The organism is Mesorhizobium sp. M8A.F.Ca.ET.207.01.1.1, assembly GCF_004794715.1.
Taxonomy (GTDB): domain Bacteria; phylum Pseudomonadota; class Alphaproteobacteria; order Rhizobiales; family Rhizobiaceae; genus Mesorhizobium.
Map to the genome: position 1 here is coordinate 101652 of NZ_SRUS01000001.1, position 21489 is coordinate 123140.

Sequence of the window (21489 nt, forward strand, 5' to 3'; positions counted from 1 at the left end):
CGGGTCTGGTTGCGACCCGGCCAGTTGACGTCGATCAAGGACATTCGGTGCGCCTGCCGTCAAAGCGTCGCAGGATGCCTGTGTTGGCAGGGCAGGGCTCTGCCTTTATTGGAAGAACCATGCTGTTCTGGGTCATAGCCGCAATTCTCACGCTGGGCGCCAGCCTGGCGGTGCTTTTGCCGCTGGCTGGGGCTTCCAAGGGCGCGTCATCGAGCGGCGATCACGACCTGGAAGTCTATCGCGATCAATTGGCCGAACTCGACCGCGATGCCGCGCGCGGCTTGATCCGGCCCGCCGAGGCAGCCGAGGCGCGCGCTGAGATCGCCCGCCGCATCCTTCGGCTGGGCAACGCTGACATAACCGGCAACACGTCCGGCAGGGCGGCGTCGGTCGCGGCACGGCTTGTCGCGACCGCGGCCGTGCTGGCGGTCCCGTTGGTCAGTTGGGGGCTCTACAGCCAGCTCGGCTCGCCTGACTTGCCGTCGCAGCCGCTCAGCGAGCGGCTGGCCAAGAACCCGGCCGACAGTTCGGTCGATGAGTTGGTGGCGCGTGCCGAAGCCCATCTTGCGGCCAACCCTGCCGATGGGCGGGGCTGGGATGTGCTGGCGCCGGTCTATCTGCGCATGCAGCGCTTTGCCGACGCCGCGGCGGCCTACCGCAACGCCATACGCCTCGACGGCGACAGTGCCGTACGCCAGGCCGGCCTCGGCGAGGCGATCGCCGGTGCCGCGGGCGGTATTGTTTCGGCCGATGCCCAGGATGCCTTCGAGGCGGCCTTGAGGCTTGACCCGGCCAACGCGAAAGCCAGCTTCTATCTGGCGATGGCATTGGCGCAGGAGGGCCGCGGCAAGGAAGCGGCCGCGGCCTGGCAGGCGATGCTTGGCAAGCTGCCGCCGGATTCGCCATGGCGCGGCGCCGTCGAACAGGCACTGGCCAAATCCGGCTCTGAAGTCGCTTCAGGCGCGGCCGCGAAAGGCCCCGATACTGGCGATGTCGACGCGGCATCCTCCATGTCGCCGCAGGACAGGGAAGCCATGATCAACACCATGGTCGCCGGCCTCGACGACAAACTTCGTCAAAATCCGCGCGACCCGGAAGGATGGATGCGGCTTGTTCGTTCCTATGTCGTGCTGGGCAAGACCGGCCAGGCGCGCGATGCGCTGGGCCGCGCCATTGCGGTCTTTGGCGCCGACAGTGACGAGGCCAAGAAATTCACCGCCTTTGGCGCCTCGCTCGGTCTGACGGTGACGGAGTAGAATTGGACATGACGCGCAAGCAGAAACGATTGTCGGTGATTGTGGGCGGCTTGGCTTTCCTCGCAGCCGCCACCGGCCTGACGTTCTACGCGCTTGGCCAGAAAGCGTCCTATTTCTACATGCCGGCCGATCTGACCACTGCCAGTGTGCAGCCCGGCCAGCGCATCAGGCTCGGCGGTTTGGTCGAAAAAGGCACCATCCAGCGCGGCCAGGGCGCGACGGTTGCCTTTTCGGTCACCGACACCCACAAATCGGTCAAGGTTACCTATACCGGCATCCTGCCCGACCTTTTCCGCGAAGAGCAGGGCGTCATCACCGAGGGCACCTTTGGCCCCGACGGCGTCTTTGTCGCCGACAGCGTGCTGGCCAAGCACGACGAGCGTTACATGCCCAAGGAAGTTGCCGCCGGCCTGAAGGCCAAGGGTGTCTGGCAGGAGAGCAAGAGTGAGTAATCCCGGCGGGAGAGCAAGCGGGAATGGTTGAGACCGGACATTTCGCCCTGGTTCTGGCGTTCGCGCTTTCGCTGGTGCAGACCATCGTGCCGCTGTTTGGCGCGCGGCTGAACAACCAGCGCCTGATGGCGGTCGGCGGTCCGGTCGCGGTGACTGGTTTTGCCTTGACGGCCCTGTCCTTCGCGGCACTTGCGAGCGCCTATGCAAGTTCCGATTTTTCGCTGGCGAACGTCTGGGAGAACTCGCATTCGCTGCAGCCGCTGATCTACAAGATCACCGGAACCTGGGGCAATCACGAAGGCTCGATGCTGCTCTGGGTGCTGATCCTGACCTTCTTCGGCGCGCTTGTCGCCGCTTTCGGCTCCAACCTGCCGGCGACGCTGCGCGCCAACGTGCTTGCCGTGCAGGGCGCCATTGGCGCAACCTTCTTCCTGTTCATCCTGGTAACGTCCAATCCCTTCGTCAGACTCAATCCGGCGCCGATCGAAGGCCGCGATCTCAACCCGATCCTGCAGGACCTTGGCCTCGCCATTCATCCGCCGCTGCTCTATCTCGGCTATGTCGGCTTCTCGATCTGCTTTTCCTTCTCGGTCGCGGCCCTTATCGAGGGCCGCATCGATGCTTCCTGGGCGCGCTGGGTGCGGCCATGGACGCTGGTCGCCTGGATGTTTCTGACCGGCGGCATCGCCATGGGATCGTATTGGGCCTATTACGAGCTCGGCTGGGGCGGTTTCTGGTTCTGGGATCCGGTCGAGAACGCTTCCTTCATGCCTTGGCTGGCGGGCACCGCGCTGCTGCATTCTGCCATCGTCATGGAAAAGCGCTCGGCGTTGAAGATCTGGACGCTGCTGCTCGCCATTTTGACCTTCTCGCTGTCGCTGCTCGGCACCTTCCTGGTGCGTTCGGGCGTCCTGACTTCCGTCCACGCCTTTGCCACCGATCCGACGCGCGGCGTCTTCATCCTGTGCATCCTGACGCTGTTCATCGGCGGCTCGCTGGCGCTGTTTGCGCTGCGCGCCTCGAGGCTGACGGCAGGCGGCCTGTTCCATCCGATTTCGCGCGAAGGCGCGCTCGTCCTCAACAATCTGTTCCTGACCACGGCGACCGCCACCGTGCTGGTCGGCACGCTCTATCCGCTGGCGGTCGAGGCTTTTTCGGCCGGCAAGATTTCGGTCGGCGCGCCGTTCTTCAACCTCACTTTCGCCCCGCTCATGGTGCCGCTGCTGGTGATGGTTCCCTTTGGGCCGCTGCTGGCCTGGAAGCGCGGCGATGTCCTAGGCGTCGCGCAGCGTCTGATGCTCGCGTTTGCGGCCGCCCTTCTGGCGACGCTGGTCACTGCCTTGTTCATCGACGGCGCTTCGGTGCTTGCCGCGCTTGGCGTTGGCCTCGCGGTCTGGCTGATCCTTGGCGCGCTGACTGACCTCGCCGTCAAGGCAGGCTTAGGCAATGTCGCCGCGCCGGTCATGGTCAGGCGCCTGGTTGGTTTGCCACGCTCCGTCTTCGGGACCGCTTTGGCGCATCTCGGCCTTGGCCTGACGGTGCTCGGCATTGTCGGCACGCTCTGCTTCGGCACGGAGAAGATCCTGTCCATGCGTGCTGGTGAAACCGTCGAAATCTCCGGCCGCACGGTGCGTTTCGTCGGCCTCTATCCGGCCCAGGGGCCGAACTACAGCGAGGATCGCGGCCGTTTCGAGCTGATCGGCGCCAGCGGCAGCCCCGTCGGCGAAATCAGCTCGGCCAAGCGTTTCTATCCGGTGCGGCAGATGACGACGACGGAGTCCGGCATCAAGACCATCGGCCTCTCCCAGCTCTACATTTCGCTCGGCGACGAGGGCAAGGACGGCTCGGTCGTGGTGCGTTTGTGGTGGAAGCCGCTGGTGACGCTGATCTGGGGCGGCGGCCTGGTGATGATGGCGGGTGCCGCCATGTCGCTGATGGACAGGCGCCTGCGGGTCGGCGCGCCTTCGCGCCGCCGCAAGCAGGCGGTTGCGCCGGTGGTTCTGCCATGAGTGCAAGGTTTTCGCTGACCTCGATTGTCCTGTTACTTGCATTGCTCTTCGCCGGCACGGCAATGGCGGTGAAGCCTGACGAGATGCTGGCCGACCCCGCTCTGGAGGCACGGGCGCGGGCGCTGTCGGAAGGCTTGCGCTGCATGGTCTGCCAGAACCAGTCGATCGACGAATCCGACGCCGACCTTGCTCGCGACCTGCGTATCCTGGTGCGACAACGCCTTGTCGCCGGTGATACCGACCAGCAGGTGATGGACTATGTGGTCTCCCGCTACGGCGAGTTCGTTCTGCTGAAGCCGCGTTTCGACCTGCGCAACGCGTTGCTGTGGGGCACGCCCGTGCTGTTGCTGCTGGTGGGAGGCGGATTCATTGTGTTGACCGCGCGGTCGCGCCGGACGCTGGCGACGAAATCCCTGTCAGCCGATGAACAGGCGGCATTGGACACGATCCTGGACCGCGACTGACGGCCGCGCCAACATTACCAAAGTTTCATGTGCCGGAAATGGCGTCGTAATGTGCGCCGCTCTAATTCTCGTTCTTGAGGATGCCGATCAAGGCGCGTCCGTTGAAAGAGGATAAGAGAACCATGAATATTGCCCCCAATTCATATTCCCGCACCCGCAAGCGTCTTCTGGCTGCCGCCGCGTCCATCGCTGTCGCCGGCGCGATCGGCGTTGGCGCGCTGACCAGTGGAACCAGCCCCGTTCTGGCTGACGCCGTGCGTGTGGAGGCTCCCCAGGTTCCGAGCTTCGCCGATGTCGTCGAGCGCGTTTCGCCAGCCGTGGTCAGCGTCAAGGTCAAGGCCAAGCTGCAACCGACCGCCGATGACGGTTCCGACGATCAGGGCGGTTTCGACAATCTTCCCAACAATCCGCAGTTGCGCCGCTTCTTCAAGGAATTCCGCGGCTTTGGTGACCAGAATGGCCAGAACGATGAAGGTCAGCGCCGCTTCGGTCATCGCGATCGCAACAACGACCAGCCGCGTCCGGTGGCGCAGGGCTCAGGCTTCTTCATCTCCGAAGACGGTTATCTCGTCACCAATAACCATGTCGTCGAAGAAGGCACCGCCTTCACCGTGGTGACCAATGACGGCAAGGAACTCGACGCCAAGCTGGTCGGCACCGATCCGCGCACCGATCTCGCCGTGCTCAAGGTCGATGGTGGCGGCAAGTTCACCTATGTCGACTTCGCCGACGATTCCAAGGTTCGCGTCGGCGACTGGGTCGTGGCTGTCGGCAACCCGTTTGGCCTCGGCGGCACCGTCACCGCCGGCATCGTATCGGCGCGCGGCCGCGATATCGGCGCCGGCCCCTATGACGATTTCCTCCAGATCGACGCATCGGTCAACCGCGGCAATTCGGGTGGCCCGACCTTCAACCTCAACGGCCAGGTGGTCGGCATCAACACCGCCATCTTCTCGCCCTCGGGCGGCAGCGTCGGCATTGCCTTCGACATTCCGGCCTCGACCGCCAAGCAGGTCGTCGGAGATCTGATGAAGAATGGCGCGGTCCAGCGCGGCTGGCTCGGCGTCGAAATCCAGCCGGTCACCTCCGACATCGCCGAATCGCTCGGTCTGAAGTCCAACAACGGCGCCCTGGTTTCGAGCGCCCAGGACGACGGTCCCGGCAAGAAGGCCGGCATCACCGCGGGTGATGTCATCACCCAGGTTGATGGCAAGGACGTTGCCTCGCCGAAGGAACTCGCCCGCCTGATCGGCGCCTATTCGCCGGGCAAATCGGTTGACGTCACCGTGTGGCGTGACGGCAAGAGCCAGACGGTCAAGGTCGATCTCGGCAAACTGCCCATCAGCGACAAGCAGGCATCGGGCGACCAGCAGCAGCAACCCTCCGCTCCGGCAAAGCCGGACACGCTCGCCGATCTCGGCCTCACCGTCACCAAGTCTGAAAACGGCAAGGGTCTGGTGGTGACCGACGTCGACCCCGACAGCGCCGCCGCCGATCGCGGCATCCAGCCGGGCGACGTCATCACCGCGGTTAACTCGGCGGAGGTCAACGGCACCGACGACGTCACCAAGGCCATGGCCGATGCGGTCAAATCCGGACGCAAGGCGGTGCTGATGCAGATCACCCGCGACGACAACAACCGCTTCGTCGCGCTGCCGGTGGCCAAGGGCTGAGACGACTTTTCCAATGCGGCGGTTTCAACACCCCCGAGTCGCCGCATGGGAAAGCAAGAAGGAGAGCCCGTTAGTCAGTCATCGCGCTCTTCTTCAGTGGCAGCGGGCTTCCCATCGCCCGCTGCCGCGCGCCGCATATGGGTGCCCACATCACGCTCTCGTGCCCGAAGCCGGTCGGTTCGGTGGTCGCGGGGGGAAACGACATGACCGGGAACTGGCATGTCCGGCGCAACGACGCCACGGAACAAGGATTTCATCGCGCACGCTCTCGATCATCTTGATCGCGATGCGCTTTGGCAAAGGCTAGAATGCAGATGCCGGCTACTCAATCTTCCAGCGAAATCGCGTATAACGGCCCTATGAAGATTCTCGTCATAGAAGACGATCGCGAGGCTGCGGATTATCTGCAGAAAGCCTTCACGGAAGCCGGTCATACGGCACATGTCGCCGGTGACGGCGAGACCGGCTTCGCGCTTGCCGATGCGGGTGATTACGACGTGATGGTCATCGACCGGATGATGCCGCGCCGCGATGGCCTGTCGGTCATTGCCGCTCTCCGCTCCAGGGGCAACACGACACCAGTGCTCATCCTGTCGGCGCTGGGCGAGGTCGATGACCGGGTCACCGGCCTGCGTGCCGGCGGCGACGACTATCTGACCAAGCCCTATGCCTTTTCCGAACTTCTGGCGCGTGTCGAGGTGCTGAACCGACGCGCCAGCGCCAAGGAGGCCGAGACCGTCTACCGGGTTGGCGACCTTGAACTCGACAGGCTGTCGCATTCTGTCCGCCGGGCCGCGCGTGAGATCACGCTGCAGCCGCGCGAATTCCGCCTGCTCGAATATCTCATGCGCCATGCCGGCCAGGTGGTGACGCGCACCATGCTGCTCGAAAATGTCTGGGATTATCATTTCGATCCGCAGACCAATGTCATCGATGTCCACGTCTCGCGGCTGCGCGGCAAGATCGAAAAGGGCTTCGACAAGCCGATCCTGCACACGGTTCGAGGCGCCGGCTACATGCTGAAGGGCGGCTAGGCGACAGCATGGCTCTTTCCGTGCCCGCCATCATGAAGACGACGGCAGCGCGGCTTTCGGCGCTTTATTTCCTGCTTTTCGCGCTGTGCGCCGTGCTGCTGGTCTTCTACATGACGTCGCTGTCAGCGAGCATGCTGACCGGGCAGACGCAGGACACAATCAATGATGAGATAATAGGCTTGGCCAGCGCCTACAAAAAGGGCGGCTTGCCATTGCTGGTGCGTGTGGTCGAAAACCGCTCCCGCCAGCCTGGCGCCAACCTCTATCTGATCGCCGACACCAATGGCCAGATCCTGACCGGCAATGTGCAGGCCCTGGAGCCGGGTGTAATCGATACCGAGGGCTGGACGACCGAGCCGTTCTCCTACAAGCGCTTCGGCGAAGGTGAGCTTGATCGTTTGCGCAGCGGAGCGTCCGACCAGACGACGTCTCCTTCAACTGGCGACAACGCGGTGCAGGCTGAAGGCGAGAAGGGCCACAATGCCATCGCGCTGGTGCTGCGGCTGCCCAATCAGATGATCCTGCTGGTTGGCCGCGATCTCGGCGAACCGGAGCGTTTTCGCGCCGTTATCCGCCGCTCGCTGATGCTGGCGCTCGGCATGATGGGGCTCGGCGGACTGCTAATCTGGTTCTTTGTCGGCCGCGCCGCGCTGAAGCGCATCGACAGCGTGTCGGAGGCCAGCCGTCGCATCATGGGCGGCGATCTCAGTGGCCGATTGCCGGTTACGGGCACCGGCGACGAATTCGATCGGTTGTCCGAAAACCTCAATTCCATGCTGGCCAGGATCGCCACGCTCAATGAAGGCTTGAAACAGGTTTCCGACAACATCGCGCATGATTTGAAGACGCCGCTGACCCGGCTGCGCAACCGGGCCGAGGCGACGCTTTCCGGCAAGCAGAAGACGTCGGACTATCGGCAGGCGCTGGAGGGCACCATCGCCGAGTCCGACCAGCTGATAAAGACCTTCAACGCCATCCTGATGATCTCCCGGCTGGAGGCTGGATATTCTTCCGAGCACACCAACCGCGTCGATCTGGCGGCTGCCGTGCGCGATGTGGTCGAGCTCTACGAGCCGGTGGCCGAGGAGGCTGGCGTTTCGCTGGACGCCGAGGTGAACGGTGCTTTTGCCGTTGACGGCAACCGCGAACTGATCGGCCAGGCGCTCTCCAACATCGTCGACAATGCGATCAAGTACTCGACCGATGCCACGTCCAAGCCGGCGGTCCGCGTGGCGCTCGAACGCACGCATGGCGAGATCAGGCTTTCCGTCGCCGACAACGGCCAGGGCATTCCCGACGATGCCGATCGCGCCCGGGCGACGGAGCGCTTCGTGCGGCTGGAGAAAAGCCGTTCGCAGCCTGGTTCCGGCCTTGGCCTCAGTCTCGCCAAGGCGGTCATGACATTCCACTACGGCCGGCTTGACCTGTTGCCCGGCAATCCGGGACTATCCGTGGTCATGAGTTTCCCCACACGCGAGGACCACTGATGGCGGCCGTTGCCAAGCGGAGCAAGACAGACTGGTTGCTGAGCCTGGAAACCCCGCTTGTCCCGCTCGACGAGGGGCGGGCGCGGCAGGAACTGGCCGAAATCGCGGACGCAGCGCGCGAAGAAGGGCTGACACGGGCGGCCAAATTCCTGGCCGGCAAGGGGACGGCGCAGGATTTCCTGGCCGCCGTCTTCGACCTTTCGCCGTTCCTGCGCGATACGGCGCGCCGCCGGCCGCAAATCCTCGACGGCCTCTTCGACCTGCCGATCGAGGCCCGCCTGAAGGCGATCACCGCCGCGATCGACCAGGCGCCGCTGGCCGAAACGGTCTCGGAATCCGGCCTGATGATGGAGCTGCGTCAGCATAAGGCCGACGCGCATTTCCTGATCGCGCTAGCCGATCTCTCGGGCGAGGCCGAGACGTCGCTGACAGTAAGGCGCTTGAGCGATCTCGCCGACGCCTGCACCCGCGCGGCCGTCGATTTCCTGCTGCGTGACGCGCATGGCCAGGGCAAGCTCAGACTGCCAGACCTCGACAGCCCGTCGCATCAATCGGGCTGGATCCTGCTTGGAATGGGCAAGCTCGGCGCGCATGAGCTGAATTTCTCGTCCGATATCGACCTCGTCGTGTTCTTCGATCCGGAAGCGCCCGCCGTGGTCGATCCCCTCGACGCCACCGATTTGTTCTCGCGCCTGACGCGCCGGCTGGTGCGCATCCTGCAGGATCGCACCGAGCACGGCTATGTCTTCCGCACCGATCTGAGATTGCGTCCCGATCCCGGCTCGACCCCGCTGGCGATTCCGGTTGAAGCCGCGCTGCGCTACTACGAGGCGCGCGGCCAGAACTGGGAGCGTGCCGCGATGATCAAGGCGCGCCCGGTGGCAGGCGATCTGGCGGCCGGCGATGCCTTTCTCAAGGAACTCCAGCCCTATATCTGGCGCAAATACATGGACTACGCCGCGATTGCCGACGTCCATTCGATCAAACGCCAGATTCATGCCCATAAGGGTCACGGCGAGATCGCCGTGAAGGGGCACAACGTCAAGCTTGGGCGCGGCGGCATCCGCGAGATCGAGTTCTTCGTCCAGACCCAGCAGCTCATCGCCGGCGGCCGCTTCCCGGAGCTGCGCGGCCGCGAAACCGTGCCCATGCTCGGTCAGCTCGCGGCTCGGGGCTGGATCACGTCAGATGCGCGTGACGCGCTCGCCCGCCAGTACTGGTTCCTGCGCCGGGTCGAACACGCCATCCAGATGGTGGCCGATGAGCAGACGCACACGCTGCCGGAAGACGATGAAGGGCTGGAGCGCATCGCCCGCATGCTGGGCTTTGCCGACGCGGCCGCTTTTGCCGGGGCGTTCCGTGCCTCGCTGCAGCAGGTCGAGCGCCATTATGCGGCGCTGTTCGAAACGGCGCCCGAGCTTTCGGCCGGCATCGGCAATCTTGTCTTCACCGGTGACGTCGACGACCCGAATACGCTGCAGACCCTGCACGGTCTCGGCTTTCAGCGGCCAAGCGACATTTGCCGGGTCATCCGCGGCTGGCATTTCGGGCGCTATCGCGTCACCCAGTCGGCGGAGGCGCGCGAGCGGCTGACGGAACTGACGCCGGCACTGCTCAAGGCCTTTGGCCAGACGCGCCGGGCTGACGAGGCGCTGGTCCGTTTCGACGAGTTCCTCGCTGGTCTGCCGGCCGGCATCCAACTGTTCTCGCTGCTGCAGTCGAACCCCGCACTGCTCAAGCTGATGGCGACGATCATGGGCGCGGCGCCCCGGCTGGCGGCGATCATCACCCGTCGGCCGCATGTCTTCGACGGCTTGCTCGACCCGGCATTGCTGACCGAGCTCCCCGACCGCGCCTATCTCTCGGCGCGGCTTTCCGCCTTCCTCGAAGGCGACAGGGCTTATGAGGACGTGCTCGACCGGCTGCGCATATTTGCTTCCGAGCAGAAATTCCTGATCGGTGTGCGGCTGCTCGCGGGCTCCATCGACCCGGTCCGCGCCGGCCGCGCTTTCTCCGATCTGGCGGACCTGACAATCGCGGCGGCGTTGCAAGCGGTGACGTCCGAATTCGCGGTGCGCCACGGCACGATTGCCGGCGGGGTGGCCTCGCTGCTCGGCATGGGCAAGCTTGGCAGCCGCGAGTTGACCGCCGGGTCGGATGTCGATCTCATCCTGCTCTACGATCACGATGCGGACGCCGAGGATTCCGATGGCGACAAACCGCTGGCGCCGTCGCATTACTACTCCCGCATGACGCAGCGGCTGATATCGGCGGTATCGGCGCCGACGGCGGAGGGGGTGCTTTACGAACTCGACCTGCGTTTGCGGCCGTCCGGCAACAAGGGACCGGTCGCCACCCATGTCGACGCCTTCAAGAAATACCAGCGCCAGGAGGCCTGGACGTGGGAACACATGGCGCTGTCGCGAGCGCGTGCCATCGCCGGTGATGATGGCTTGTGCGGTGAGGTCGAGGCGGAAGTTGCCGCGGTGCTCGGCCAATCGCGCGATGCGGCAAAGGCGAGGGCCGAGGCCTCGGAAATGCGTGCCATGATCGAGCAGGAAAAGCCGCCCCGCGACCTGTGGGACATCAAGCTGATCCCGGGCGGTCTGATCGATCTCGAATTCATCGCCCAGGTGGCTGTCATCACCGGGCAGGTCGAGGCCGGACCGCGCGCCACCGGTACGGCCGAGATCCTGTCTCGCCTGACGCCCCGTTTCGCCAATGCCGCGATCAGGCAGGACCTTGGCGATGCTTACGCCCTTTATCTGGCGCTGACCCAGATGACGCGGCTGTGCCTTACCGGACCCTTCGAACGTGACGACGTTCCGCCGGGGCTTTCGGATCTGCTTCTGGCGGTCACCGACCTGCCGGATTTCGGTGTGCTGGAAGCACATCTCAAGGAGACGTCGCAAAAGGTCAGGAAGGATTTCGACCTTTTGCTTCGTGCCGGGGGTTCGTGACCAACGACCATCCGGCCGCATCGGGGGTGACGATGCAACAGGAGAAAATCATGAGAAAGACAATCAAGCTCGCACTTGCCTTCATCGCCCTGGCCGGAGCCGTCGGCGGCGCCGCCTATGCCGAGAATGTCGACAGCGCAAATATGCGTCAGCGCACCATGATGCGGCTCGACAAGGCTATGAAGGAGAATGACGGCACCATCACCTTCGACCAGTTCTCCAATGTCATGGACGCGCGGCTCAAGAAGCTTGTCGCCGACAATGGCGGCAAACTGACTGTCGCTCAGCTCGCCGACGCGCTGGAGAAGGCACGCTTCGAACGTATGGCCAGGCGCATCATCGCCCGTTACGACAGCAAGGGCGACGGCATGCTGACCGCTGATGACATCAGCGGCCGCGAGAAGAAGCTCTTCGCGATGCTCGACAGGAACAATGACGGCAAGATCGAGAAGGGCGAACTGCCGAAGGGCGGGCACTTTGGCCATGACCGCCAATGGGATGACGAAGGCAACGACGGCGGCCTGCAGTAGGATTGGTTGATGCGGGCTCCGACATCGTCGGCCGGAGCCCATCGCTTAAGCCGCGGCCTTGACCGCCGTTGGCGCCTTCTTCACGGGAATGCGCACCGAGACGATCGTGCCGACACTCTCGGTGGAACGGATCTTCAGAGCACCGCCCTGCAACTCGGCCAGCGAGCGTGAAATCGCAAGGCCAAGGCCGGAGCCGGCATGGTTCTTGGAAAACTGGTTCTGCACCTGCTCGAAGGGACGCCCGAGCTTGCCGAGCGCTTCCTTCGGGATACCGCAGCCATTGTCCTCGATCGTCAGCACCAGCGCGCCTGACGTGTTGCGGGCCCTGACCAATATGTGGCCGCCCTGGCCGGTGAACTTCACTGCATTGGACAGGAGGTTGATGACGATCTGCTTGATCGCCCGGCGATCGGCGAACAACGTCAGCGCGTCGGCGATACGCGTTTCCACGGTGATCGCCTTCTGCGCCGCCTGTAGCGACACGACACGCACCGTCTCGCTGATCAGCGGACCGAGATCGATCTGCTCCTGGTCCAGCGAGAACTGGCCCGCCTCGATCTTGGACATGTCGAGAATGTCGTTGATGACGCCAAGCAGGTATTTGCCGCTGCTGTTGATATCGGTGGCGTATTCTTCGTAACGCTCCGAGCCCAGCGGGCCGAACAGCCCCTGTTCCATCAGTTCGGAGAAGCCGATGATGGCATTGAGCGGCGTGCGCAGTTCATGCGACATGTTGGCCAGGAATTCGGATTTGGCCCGGTTCGCCGCTTCGGCGCGCTCGGTTTCCTTCATGTATTTGCGGTTGAGGTCGACCAGTTCGCGCGACCGTTCCTCTTCGGCCCGGCGGGCAAGGCTGAGATCATGGATGGTCGCCATCAGCCGGCGCTCGCTGTCGACCAGCTTTTCCTGATGCAGCTTGATCTGGGTGATGTCGGACCCCACCGAGACGATGCCGCCGTCCCTGGTCCTGAGTTCGTTGACCTGCAGCCAGCGGCCGTCGGACAGCTGCCGCTCGAACGTGGCGCCGCCCTGCGGGCCATTGGTGTTGGCAAGCCGGCGTTCCGAAGCAAAGGCCAGCATCCGCTCTTCCAGGGACGCGCGCGTCACACCTGGCATTACGTCGCGATCCGAGAGCCCGTTGTCCTGCTGGTATTTGGAATTGCACATGATCAGGTGCTGAGCCGAATCCCACAGCACGAAGGATTCATTGATGTTCTCGATCGCGGTCCTGAGGCGAAGATCGGCCGCTTCGGAGCGCAGCGCCAGATGCCGTTGCTCGGTGACGTCGACCGCGATGCCGATCAGCTGGATCTCCGGCGCTTCCGGATCCATGACCTGTGCCCGGGCGCGCATCCATACCCATTGGCCATCGGCATGCCGCATCCGGAACACCTGGTCGATATGATCGATCTCGCGCGCGACGATCCTGTTGGCGAGTTCGAACAGGTCGCCGTCCTCGGGATGGATGATCTCGTCGACCTCGCCGAAGGACAGCATCGTCTCGCAGGGCTCGTAGCCGAGCATGTCGTACATCGAGCGTGACCAGTACATCTTGCCGCGCACCATGTCCCAGTCCCAAAGGCCGCAACGGCCGCGCACCAGCGCCATGTCGATACGCTGATGCGCCTCGAGATAGATGCGGTCGGCTGCCTGCGCGCGCGCCGCCTGTCCGAAATAGGCATAGAGGATGATGATCAGGACGCCGGCCGTCAGCACGAACAGGGTGACGTTGAGCGAGACCGTCTTGCGCCAGGTGTCGAAGACCGCTTCTTGCGGCACAAGCGCCGCGGCGGCTCCCTTCCTGTCCTTGGACAGGCTGACCGCCGCGTACCAGTCCTGACCGCCGATGTTGACGTCCATGACACCGGCGCGATCGCCGAACATGAACAAAGGCTGGCCGCCCTGGACGAGGCCGTCGAGCGAATGGCCTTGCCAGGGCACCGAACGTGGTGTCACCGCGGTGATCCTGAAGGCACTGTCGGTGACGACCAGCACATGGCTGCGGCCCATCGCGCCCTGGCGGCTGGTGGTCTCCAGCAGGTCCTGGGTGGCGCCCGGCAGCGTGTCCGACGTGGTGGCGAGCGAACTGGCGAGCTGCGCGGCGGCCAGCGTCAGGATCGCCTTGGCATCGCGCTCGACATCGTCGCGCTCGTTCATCAGCGAGAGCACACGCAGCGCCGCGATGACGAGCAGGAAGATGACGATGAGGGCCGGTATCGACCGGCGCAGCAGCGGTTCAGCCGCAAGAAGCCGCTTGTAGGCCGGTTCGGCGATGAGCCGCGTATTCCCGGCAAGGCCGTCGCTGCGCGTCTCGCGACGCGCAAAAGCCATCCCACCGGGCGCGCCCCACGCGTCCGCCTTCGCCATAAATGGCACTCCCCGATTTCCAGTATGCCGCATTTCTATGTGCTGGTGACCCGGCAACACCGCACTTCCGAATCGCCATTAAAGAATCAAAGGTGATTCGCCTTGTCCAGTGGTCCGGCGAAAAAAGATTAAAAATCGACTTAAATAATGCTGAATCGACCCAATGCCCTTTTGAGCGCGACCCTATGGCGAGGGCTATGTGACAGAAGGCGAGTCGGATAAGAGCGGACCGATCCTTGAGCTTTCCTTGACGGGATGTAGTTTATAAACTACAAATCCCTATGATCGATCTAAAGCAGACCGAAACGTTCCGAAAATAGTGGATGCGGCTAAAGGATGAGCGCGCTCGTGGCGCGATCTTTGCCCGGCTTGACCGTCTTGCTTATGGGCATCCGGGAGACGTTGAGCCTGTGGGAGAGGGGATAAGCGAGTTGCGTATCCACCATGGCCCCGGCTTACCGCGTCTATTTTCAGAAGCGGGGCAACACGATCATCGTCCTCCTGTGCGGCGGTGACAAAGGCACCCAGAAGAAGGACATCAAGACGGCGAAACGTCTGGCACAAGAATGGAGCGAATGAGATGGCTGAGAAACTGACGACCTTTGATCCGGCTGAAGGCCTGACCTCCGATGAGGCGATTGCGGCATTCATGGCGGAAGCGTTTGCTTCCGAAGATTCTGGCTATATCGCGCATGCGCTGGGTGTCGTTGCGCGCGCTAAGGGCATGGCCCAAATAGCGAGCCAGACGGGACTTTCGCGTGAACAGCTTTATCGCTCGTTCAGTGAGAACGGCAATCCGACACTAAAAACCACGATTGCAGTGATGAAGGCCCTTGGAATCGAGTTGACCGCAAAGGCACAGCCCCATCAGTCGGTTTGATAGGCGCCGGGCACAGGAGAACTCCCCCATAGGCAGCGGAGTCTGCATTCACGCCAACGTGCGCTCGACGATATCGCGCAGATCCGCCGAGAGGTTTTCGGCATTGGCGATCGAAACCAGCGCTTCCCTGGCCTTTGCCTGCCGGCCCGGTTCGAGCGAACGCCAGGACCTGAGCGCCGTCGCCAGCCTTGCCGCCACTTGCGGGTTGCGTTTTTCGACCTCGAGCACCGTCTGCGTGAAGAAACGGTAGCCTTCCCCGTCGGCGCGGTGAAAGCCGGTCTGGTTGGCGCTGGAGAATGTGCCGATCAGCGAGCGCACCCGGTTCGGATTGCCCATCGAGAAGCCCGGATGAGCGGTCAGGGAGCGGACCGTGTCGACAGCCTGCGGCCCCGGCACGCCGGCCTGGATCTGGAACCATTTGTCCATGACCAGCGGGTCGGACGCATATGTCTTTTCGAAAGCCGCCAGCGCTATTTTCGCCTCCGGCGATCCGTGGTGACGATGCGCGAGCACTGCCAATGCGGCCGCGCGGTCGGTCATGTTGGTCGCGGACTGGAAATGCCCGGCCGCCAATGCCGATCCACCGGGCAGCAGCGAGAGATAATCCAGCAGAATGTTGCGCAAGGCGCGTCGTCCCGCGCTCGCCGCGTCGGGGCTGAAAGCGGTCTTGTCGGCAAGGCTGTCATAGAGGCCGGAAAATATCTCGCCGTTAGCCCTGGCGACCGCCAGCGCTAGCGCCTGGCGAGCTGAATGGATGGCGTCCGGATCGATGTTCTTGCCGATGTCACGCGCGATGTCGGCATCGCCGGGCAGCGCCAGGGCAAGGGCCCGATAGGCTGGCTCCAGCGTCTCGTCGCTGGCGATGTTGCCGGCAAGCTCGGTCAGCTGTGAGGCGAAGTCCGGCTGTTTGCCGCCGAGGGTCTGGCGGAAGGCCGCGATCAGTGCATCGGTGAGCAGGGTGTTGAAGGCCTGCCAGCGCGAGAAGGCGTCGTTGTCATGGCGAGCGAGGAAGAACTGGTCAGCCGCCTTCTGCTCGACCGACAGCGTCACTGGTGCCGAAAAGCCGCGGTTGAGTGACACCGCCGGTCGTTCGGCAACGCCGGAAAAGCGCACCATGTGACGGCGCTTGCGGACATGGATGACACCGTCCTCGACGCTCGCGCCCTCGACGCCGCTATAACAGACAGGTTTGCCGCCGGCGCCGATCAGCCCAAAGGCGAGTGGTATATGCATCAGCCGCTTGCGGCTTTCCGACGGTGTCGGCGGCACCGACTGCTCGATCTCGAGCGTGAATTCCCGCGCGGCAGGATTGTGCGTCGAACTCACGGTCAGGTTGGGCGTGCCCGCCTGGTGATACCAGAACGCGAATTGTGAAAGATCGCGGCCGGACGCCTCCTCGAACACCTTGATGAAGTCCTCGATGGTCGCGGCTTCACCGTCGTGGCGTTCGAAATAGAGGTCCATTCCCGCGCGAAAGGCCTCGGCCCCGAGAATGGTGCGGATCATGCGCACCACTTCGGACCCCTTTTCGTAGACCGTCGCCGTATAGAAATTGTTGATCTCGCGGTAGCGGCGCGGCCGCACCGGATGCGCCAGCGGTCCCTGGTCCTCGGGAAACTGGTGGGCGCGCAGCGTGCGCACTTCGGCGATGCGCTTGACCGCGCGCGAGCGCTGGTCGGCGGAGAACTCATGATCGCGGAAGACCGTCAGCCCTTCCTTCAGGCAAAGCTGGAACCAGTCGCGGCAAGTGATTCTGTTGCCTGTCCAATTGTGGAAGTACTCATGCGCGATGATCGCCTCGATATTGGCGAAATCGGCGTCCGTCGCCGTCTCCTGGTCGGCCAGGACGTATTTGTCGTTGAAGATGTTGAGGCCCTTGTTCTCCATCGCGCCCATGTTGAAGTCCGACACGGCGACGATGTTGAAGGCGTCGAGGTCGTACTCGCGGCCAAACGCCTCCTCGTCCCATTGCATCGACCGCTTCAGCGCGTCCATCGCGTAGCCGGCGAGCGCCTCCTTGCCGGGCTCGACATAGATGCCGAGCTCGACCTTGCGGCCGGACAAGGTCACGAAACTGTCGGCGACCTGGCCGAGATTGCCGGCCACCAGCGCGAACAGGTAGGACGGCTTGGGGAAGGGGTCGTGCCAGCTGGCATAGTGCCGGCCATCGGCGAGATCGCCGCTCTCGACCGGATTGCCGTTGGACAGGAGCAGCGGCGCCTCGTCGCGCCGCGCCTCGATCCGCACCGTGTAGACGGACAGGATATCGGGGCGGTCGAGGAAGTAGGTGATGCGGCGAAAACCCTCCGCCTCGCACTGCGTGCAGTAAACGTTGTTCGAACGGTAAAGGCCCATAAGAGCTTCATTGCCGGCAGGCGCCAGTTCGGTTTCGATCAGCAGCTGGAAACGACGTGCGGCCGGCGGCTTGAGCAGCGTCAGCTGGTCGGGGCTCGCCAGCAGATCCGCCGCTTTCACCGTCTTGCCGTCGATCTCGACGCGCTTCAGCGTCAATCCATCGCCGTCGAGCACCAGCGGAGCCGATTCCGATATGCCGTCGCGGCGCTCGACGGTCAGTATCGCGGTGACGACCGTGGCCTGCGGCGAAAGACGGAAGTCAAGGTTGGTTTCCGGAATGAGGTAGTCGCTGGGGCGATAGTCCTCGAGTTTGAAGACCTGGCCTGTGTCAGTGCGCATTCCCTGGCTTTTCCTGTCTTTTCCGGGGACCGGACATGGTTTGACTGGTCCAAAAAAATTCAAAGTCCGCGCTCTTTACACGAAACATACCCTCGACAAAACTGCGCCAGAGCCTAATTCAGGCCTTCCTTTCGTCGTCGCGAGGCAGTCATGACCGCCGTCACACCGAAATTCGGGATGGGCGCTTTCGTTCGGTGCGCCGACAATGTCCCGTTCTGCCATTTCGAGACCCGCAACGTGCCCTCGACGGCGGGCAGAGACGCATTGCCAAAGTGACATCAGAAGCGAGGCCGCAACCAGAGACGACGGGTGGCCACGGCACGCTGAGAGGCATCGTGCTGAAGATCGTCTCCGTGACGGTCTTTGTCGGCATGCAAACCTGTATCAAGGCGGCAGGCGACGTGCCAGCGGGGCAGATCGTCTTCTTCCGTTCCTTCTTCGCCATCTTCCCGATCATCGCCTTCCTGGCGTTGAAAGGACATCTGGCCACCGCTTTCGCCACGAAGCGTCCCTTCAACCACATCACGCGTGGCGTCGTCGGCGTCGGTGCCATGGGGCTCGGCTTTTTCGCGCTTACCAGGCTGCCGTTGCCTGAGGCGATCACCCTGAACTATGCACAACCGCTGCTGGTCGTGGTGTTCTCCTCGGTCTTCCTTGGCGAGACGATCCGCGTCTATCGCTGGAGCGCCGTCGCCATCGGCCTCATTGGCGTGCTCATCATTTCCTGGCCGGAGCTGACGTTGCTCAATTCGGATGAAGGGCTCGACGACCAGGAGGTCCTGGGCGTCATGGCCGCGCTGATGGCCGCGGCAATCTCGGCTGTCGCCATGCTGCTCGTGCGCAATCTCGTGCAGACGGAGAAGACGGCCACCATCGTGCTGTGGTTCTCGTCGACGGCAAGTGTGCTCTCGCTGCTGACGCTGCCCTTCGGCTGGCAATCGCTGACGCCAACGCAAGCCGCGCTGCTCATCATGGCCGGCTGTTGTGGCGGCCTCGGCCAGATCTTGATGACCGCGGCCTATCGCCATGCCGAAGCCTCGGTCGTGGCGCCTTTCGAATACACCTCGATGATCCTTGGGATCGTGGTTGGCTATCTCGTTTTCGGTGACGTGACCTCGTCCGGCACGCTGGTCGGTGGTGCGATCGTGGTGGCCGCCGGCATCTTCATCATCTGGCGCGAACGGCAACTGGGTCTGGAACGCACCCGCACCCGCAAGGCGGCCCTGCCGCAGGGGTGATCAGGACCGTTCCGACCGCTCCTTTGCCAGGCGTACCAGCGCTGCCCGTGTCTGCTCATCGGCCGGGAAAAAGGATTCGATCGCCAGTTCCGACAAGGTCACGTCCAGCGGTGTGCCGAAGACCGTGATGGTGCTGATGAACGACAGAACCTGATCGCCATGGGCAAGCCTCAGCGGATGGACGATCGCATTCGGCTCGACCGGCGCCGGCCGGCTGCCCTTGACGCCTGAAGGATAGCCGCGCAGTTCGCGCTCCAGTTCGACCAGCACCGGATCGCCGGTGGCATCGTTCTGGCGCTTGAGACGCTCGATCAGGTGCGTGCGCCATTCCTGCAGGTTGACGATGCGTGGCGCGATGCCGCCGGGGTGCAGGCTGAGGCGAAGCACGTTGACCGGTGGTGTCAGCAGCGAAGCCTCGCCGACATCGGCAAGGAAAGGGGCGATCGCGGCATTCGCCGAAACCAGGTTCCAGTGCCGGTCCACCGCCAACGCGGGAAATGGCTCATGCCCCTTGAGTACGGTCTCGACCGCCGCCATCGCCGGCGCCAGCGTCGTATCGGTGAGCGGCCGTTCGCCGAAGCTGGGCGCAAAGCCCGCGGCCAGCAGCAACTGGTTGCGTTGCCGCAGCGGGATCGCCAGTTGCTCGGCCAGATGGAGCACCATGTCGCGCGAAGGTGCGGCGCGTCCGCTTTCGACGAAGGAGAGATGCCGCTGCGAAATTTCGGCCTCCACGGCGAGGTCGAGCTGGCTCATGCGGCGGCGCGTGCGCCATTCGCGGATGAGACTGCCGGCGGAGGTCTGCGAGCTTGTCATGGCCGCATGACTAGGCCGACGCTGAAGGCATTTCAATTACCTGCGAGGTCATCGCTAGCCGAGCGCCCGCAGCTTCGCCTTCACCTCGAGAAAGTCCCGCCATGCCAGCTTCTTGTGCGCGGGCGTCCGCAAGAGATAGGCCGGATGCAATGTCGGCATGGCCGGAATGGCAATGCCGGACGCCGTGGTGTGGACGCGCCAGTTGCCGCGCAGCCGCAGGATTCCTTCCGAGGTGTTGAGCAAGGTCTTGGCCGACGGACCGCCGAGATTGATCAGCACCTTGGGATTGACCAGCTCGATCTGACGCTCGATGAACGGCCGGCAGATTTCCGTCTCGTGCGGCGTCGGCGTGCGGTTGCCGGGTGGCCGCCAGGGAATGACATTGGCGATGTAGGCCGAGTTGCGGTCAAGGCCGATCGCGGCCAGCATGCGGTCGAGCAGGCGGCCCGAGCGGCCGACGAAGGGCAGGCCTTCAATGTCCTCGTCACGGCCGGGGGCTTCACCGACCAGCATGACGGCGGCTTGCGGGTTGCCGTCGGCGAATACGAGGTTCTTGGCGGTGGCCTTGAGATTGCAGCCCTCGAAAGCGGCCATGTGCTGGCGCAGTTCGCCCAGGGACACTGCCGCGGTCGCCAGTTGGCGCGCCAGCGCCGCCTGCGCCTCGTCCGGCACGGCCGAGGTCGGCGGGCGCGGGGCCGGAGCATCCGGCACGGCGCGCCCATCGAGGCGCGGCGGAGCCACGGGCGGCTCCGGTGCGCTGCTTTCGCGTGGCGTCGTGGTCGGCATGCGCTCCGCCGGCTTCGGCGCGGCCTCCGAGAACCGGTTTACCGGCGCATCCTCCAGAGCCTCGTCCACACCCACGCTGGCATAGAAGGCGAGCAGATCGGCGAAATCGACCGGATTGTTGGGAGAGGCGGCAGTCATGGCCGCACCATCGTCCGGGCGGCGTCAATTTGCAACCTCGGCGAAGGCGGTTCGCGACGGTCTAGCCGGTGGGAATGCGCGGATCCTGCACGAGATAGAAGGTCCATCGCGGCGTGTAGTCGGTCATCAGGAACTCGAAGCTGGCGGTCTTCAACGGGTCCACCTTGCCGTTTTTGAACAGCAGCCGGTCATAGGGTTCGAAGTCGCGGTCGAAATCGGCGAAATTGCTCGACCAGATATTGTCCGGCGTCTTGTTGCGCTGGTCGAACGAAAGCCCGTCCCCGAACACGCTTGGCTGATCCAGTATTTCCTGCAGCTCGAACTGGAACTCGATCCAGGCCTGGCCGCTGTTGTTGAGCACCTCAAGGCGCATATACATGATGCCGTTGGCAAACTCTCCAGCCTTGCCGAATGTCTGGATCGGCTTTGTAGTGCGGATGGTCAGCGTCACGGGTGTCGCCGAATTCAGCTCTTCGGTGATGACAAGCGGATCGTCCTTGGTTCCGATGCCGGAGGCTCCGGTGATGCGGAAACCGCCAAGCTCGTCGGAGAATGAGTACGCGCCTGTAGCCCAGACCTTCACTTCATCTGCGACGGCATGGCCCGGCGCCAACGCCAGAAGGGCCAAAATAACCGCCCGGCAGGGCGTTGATGGAAAGCGCGTCGAAGAGAAGCCGCCTGGCCCGGGAATGCGCATGGCGGGAAGTA

At 63.7% G+C, this 21489-nt stretch carries 16 protein-coding genes and 1 pseudogene; 12 read left to right on the plus strand and 5 right to left on the minus strand.

Annotated features, from left to right (window positions below; all coding sequences use genetic code 11):
• The first annotated feature begins 119 nt into the window (after positions 1–119).
• The 9 genes from ccmI to EN850_RS00500 all read left to right on the plus strand — a co-directional run bounded on the left by ccmI (position 120) and on the right by EN850_RS00500 (position 11865).
• On the plus strand, positions 120–1256 hold the full coding sequence (ccmI, locus tag EN850_RS00460; protein WP_136090378.1) for a c-type cytochrome biogenesis protein CcmI: 1137 nt from the start codon (positions 120–122) through the stop codon (positions 1254–1256).
• A gap of 8 nt (positions 1257–1264) precedes the next feature.
• Positions 1265–1708 carry a cytochrome c maturation protein CcmE gene (ccmE, locus tag EN850_RS00465; protein WP_135883386.1) on the plus strand — a complete coding sequence of 148 codons (444 nt, stop codon included), beginning with the start codon at positions 1265–1267 and terminating at the stop codon, positions 1706–1708.
• Between the two features lie 23 nt (positions 1709–1731).
• The gene (locus tag EN850_RS00470) at positions 1732–3717 is read left to right on the plus strand and encodes a heme lyase CcmF/NrfE family subunit (RefSeq protein WP_135863695.1); all 1986 of its coding nucleotides are present in this window, start codon (positions 1732–1734) and stop codon (positions 3715–3717) included.
• The gene (locus tag EN850_RS00475; protein ID WP_127871348.1) at positions 3714–4181 is read left to right on the plus strand and encodes a cytochrome c-type biogenesis protein; all 468 of its coding nucleotides are present in this window, start codon (positions 3714–3716) and stop codon (positions 4179–4181) included. The genes EN850_RS00470 and EN850_RS00475 overlap by 4 nt, the downstream gene beginning before the upstream one ends.
• Before the next feature lie 122 nt (positions 4182–4303).
• Complete coding sequence (locus tag EN850_RS00480; protein ID WP_127871349.1) at positions 4304–5854, plus strand: Do family serine endopeptidase; 1551 nt, start codon at positions 4304–4306, stop codon at positions 5852–5854.
• Between the two features lie 359 nt (positions 5855–6213).
• Positions 6214–6888: a response regulator transcription factor gene (locus tag EN850_RS00485; RefSeq protein ID WP_023771592.1), complete on the plus strand. Its 675-nt coding sequence runs from the start codon at positions 6214–6216 to the stop codon at positions 6886–6888.
• Positions 6889–6896: 8 nt separating this feature from the next.
• On the plus strand, positions 6897–8375 hold the full coding sequence (locus EN850_RS00490) for a HAMP domain-containing sensor histidine kinase (RefSeq protein WP_127871350.1): 1479 nt from the start codon (positions 6897–6899) through the stop codon (positions 8373–8375).
• Positions 8375–11335 (plus strand): bifunctional [glutamine synthetase] adenylyltransferase/[glutamine synthetase]-adenylyl-L-tyrosine phosphorylase, encoded by a 2961-nt coding sequence (locus EN850_RS00495; RefSeq protein ID WP_136090379.1) that lies wholly within the window; start codon positions 8375–8377, stop codon positions 11333–11335. Before EN850_RS00490 ends, EN850_RS00495 begins: the two co-directional genes overlap by 1 nt.
• 50 nt (positions 11336–11385) lie before the next feature.
• The gene (locus EN850_RS00500; RefSeq protein ID WP_136090380.1) at positions 11386–11865 is read left to right on the plus strand and encodes a hypothetical protein; all 480 of its coding nucleotides are present in this window, start codon (positions 11386–11388) and stop codon (positions 11863–11865) included.
• Positions 11866–11910: 45 nt separating this feature from the next.
• Here EN850_RS00500 and EN850_RS00505 read toward each other — a convergent pair whose 3' ends face one another.
• Positions 11911–14232, minus strand: a complete 2322-nt coding sequence (locus EN850_RS00505) for a PAS domain-containing sensor histidine kinase (RefSeq protein WP_136090381.1) — start codon at positions 14230–14232, stop codon at positions 11911–11913.
• 323 nt (positions 14233–14555) lie between these two features.
• Between EN850_RS00505 and EN850_RS00510 the strand changes: the two are divergent.
• Positions 14556–14811, plus strand: a pseudogene (locus EN850_RS00510) (type II toxin-antitoxin system RelE/ParE family toxin).
• 1 nt (position 14812) lies between these two features.
• Complete coding sequence (locus EN850_RS00515; RefSeq protein WP_135915302.1) at positions 14813–15112, plus strand: addiction module antidote protein; 300 nt, start codon at positions 14813–14815, stop codon at positions 15110–15112.
• Positions 15113–15160: 48 nt separating this feature from the next.
• On the opposite strand, the gene pepN is transcribed toward EN850_RS00515, so the two are convergent.
• The gene (pepN, locus tag EN850_RS00520) at positions 15161–17806 is read right to left on the minus strand and encodes an aminopeptidase N (protein WP_136090382.1); all 2646 of its coding nucleotides are present in this window, start codon (positions 17804–17806) and stop codon (positions 15161–15163) included.
• A 272-nt stretch (positions 17807–18078) separates the two neighbouring features.
• Here pepN and EN850_RS00525 point away from each other — a divergent pair, with 272 nt between their 5' ends.
• Positions 18079–19044, plus strand: a complete 966-nt coding sequence (locus EN850_RS00525; RefSeq protein ID WP_127871356.1) for a DMT family transporter — start codon at positions 18079–18081, stop codon at positions 19042–19044.
• Here EN850_RS00525 and EN850_RS00530 read toward each other — a convergent pair whose 3' ends face one another.
• The 3 genes from EN850_RS00530 to EN850_RS00540 form a co-directional block, all read right to left on the minus strand.
• Complete coding sequence (locus tag EN850_RS00530) at positions 19045–19857, minus strand: helix-turn-helix transcriptional regulator (protein WP_127871357.1); 813 nt, start codon at positions 19855–19857, stop codon at positions 19045–19047.
• 54 nt (positions 19858–19911) lie between these two features.
• Positions 19912–20781, minus strand: coding sequence for a uracil-DNA glycosylase family protein (locus EN850_RS00535; protein WP_136090383.1), 870 nt, complete (start codon positions 20779–20781; stop codon positions 19912–19914).
• Between the two features lie 61 nt (positions 20782–20842).
• Positions 20843–21478, minus strand: a complete 636-nt coding sequence (locus EN850_RS00540; RefSeq protein WP_136090384.1) for a hypothetical protein — start codon at positions 21476–21478, stop codon at positions 20843–20845.
• Positions 21479–21489: the final 11 nt, after the last annotated feature.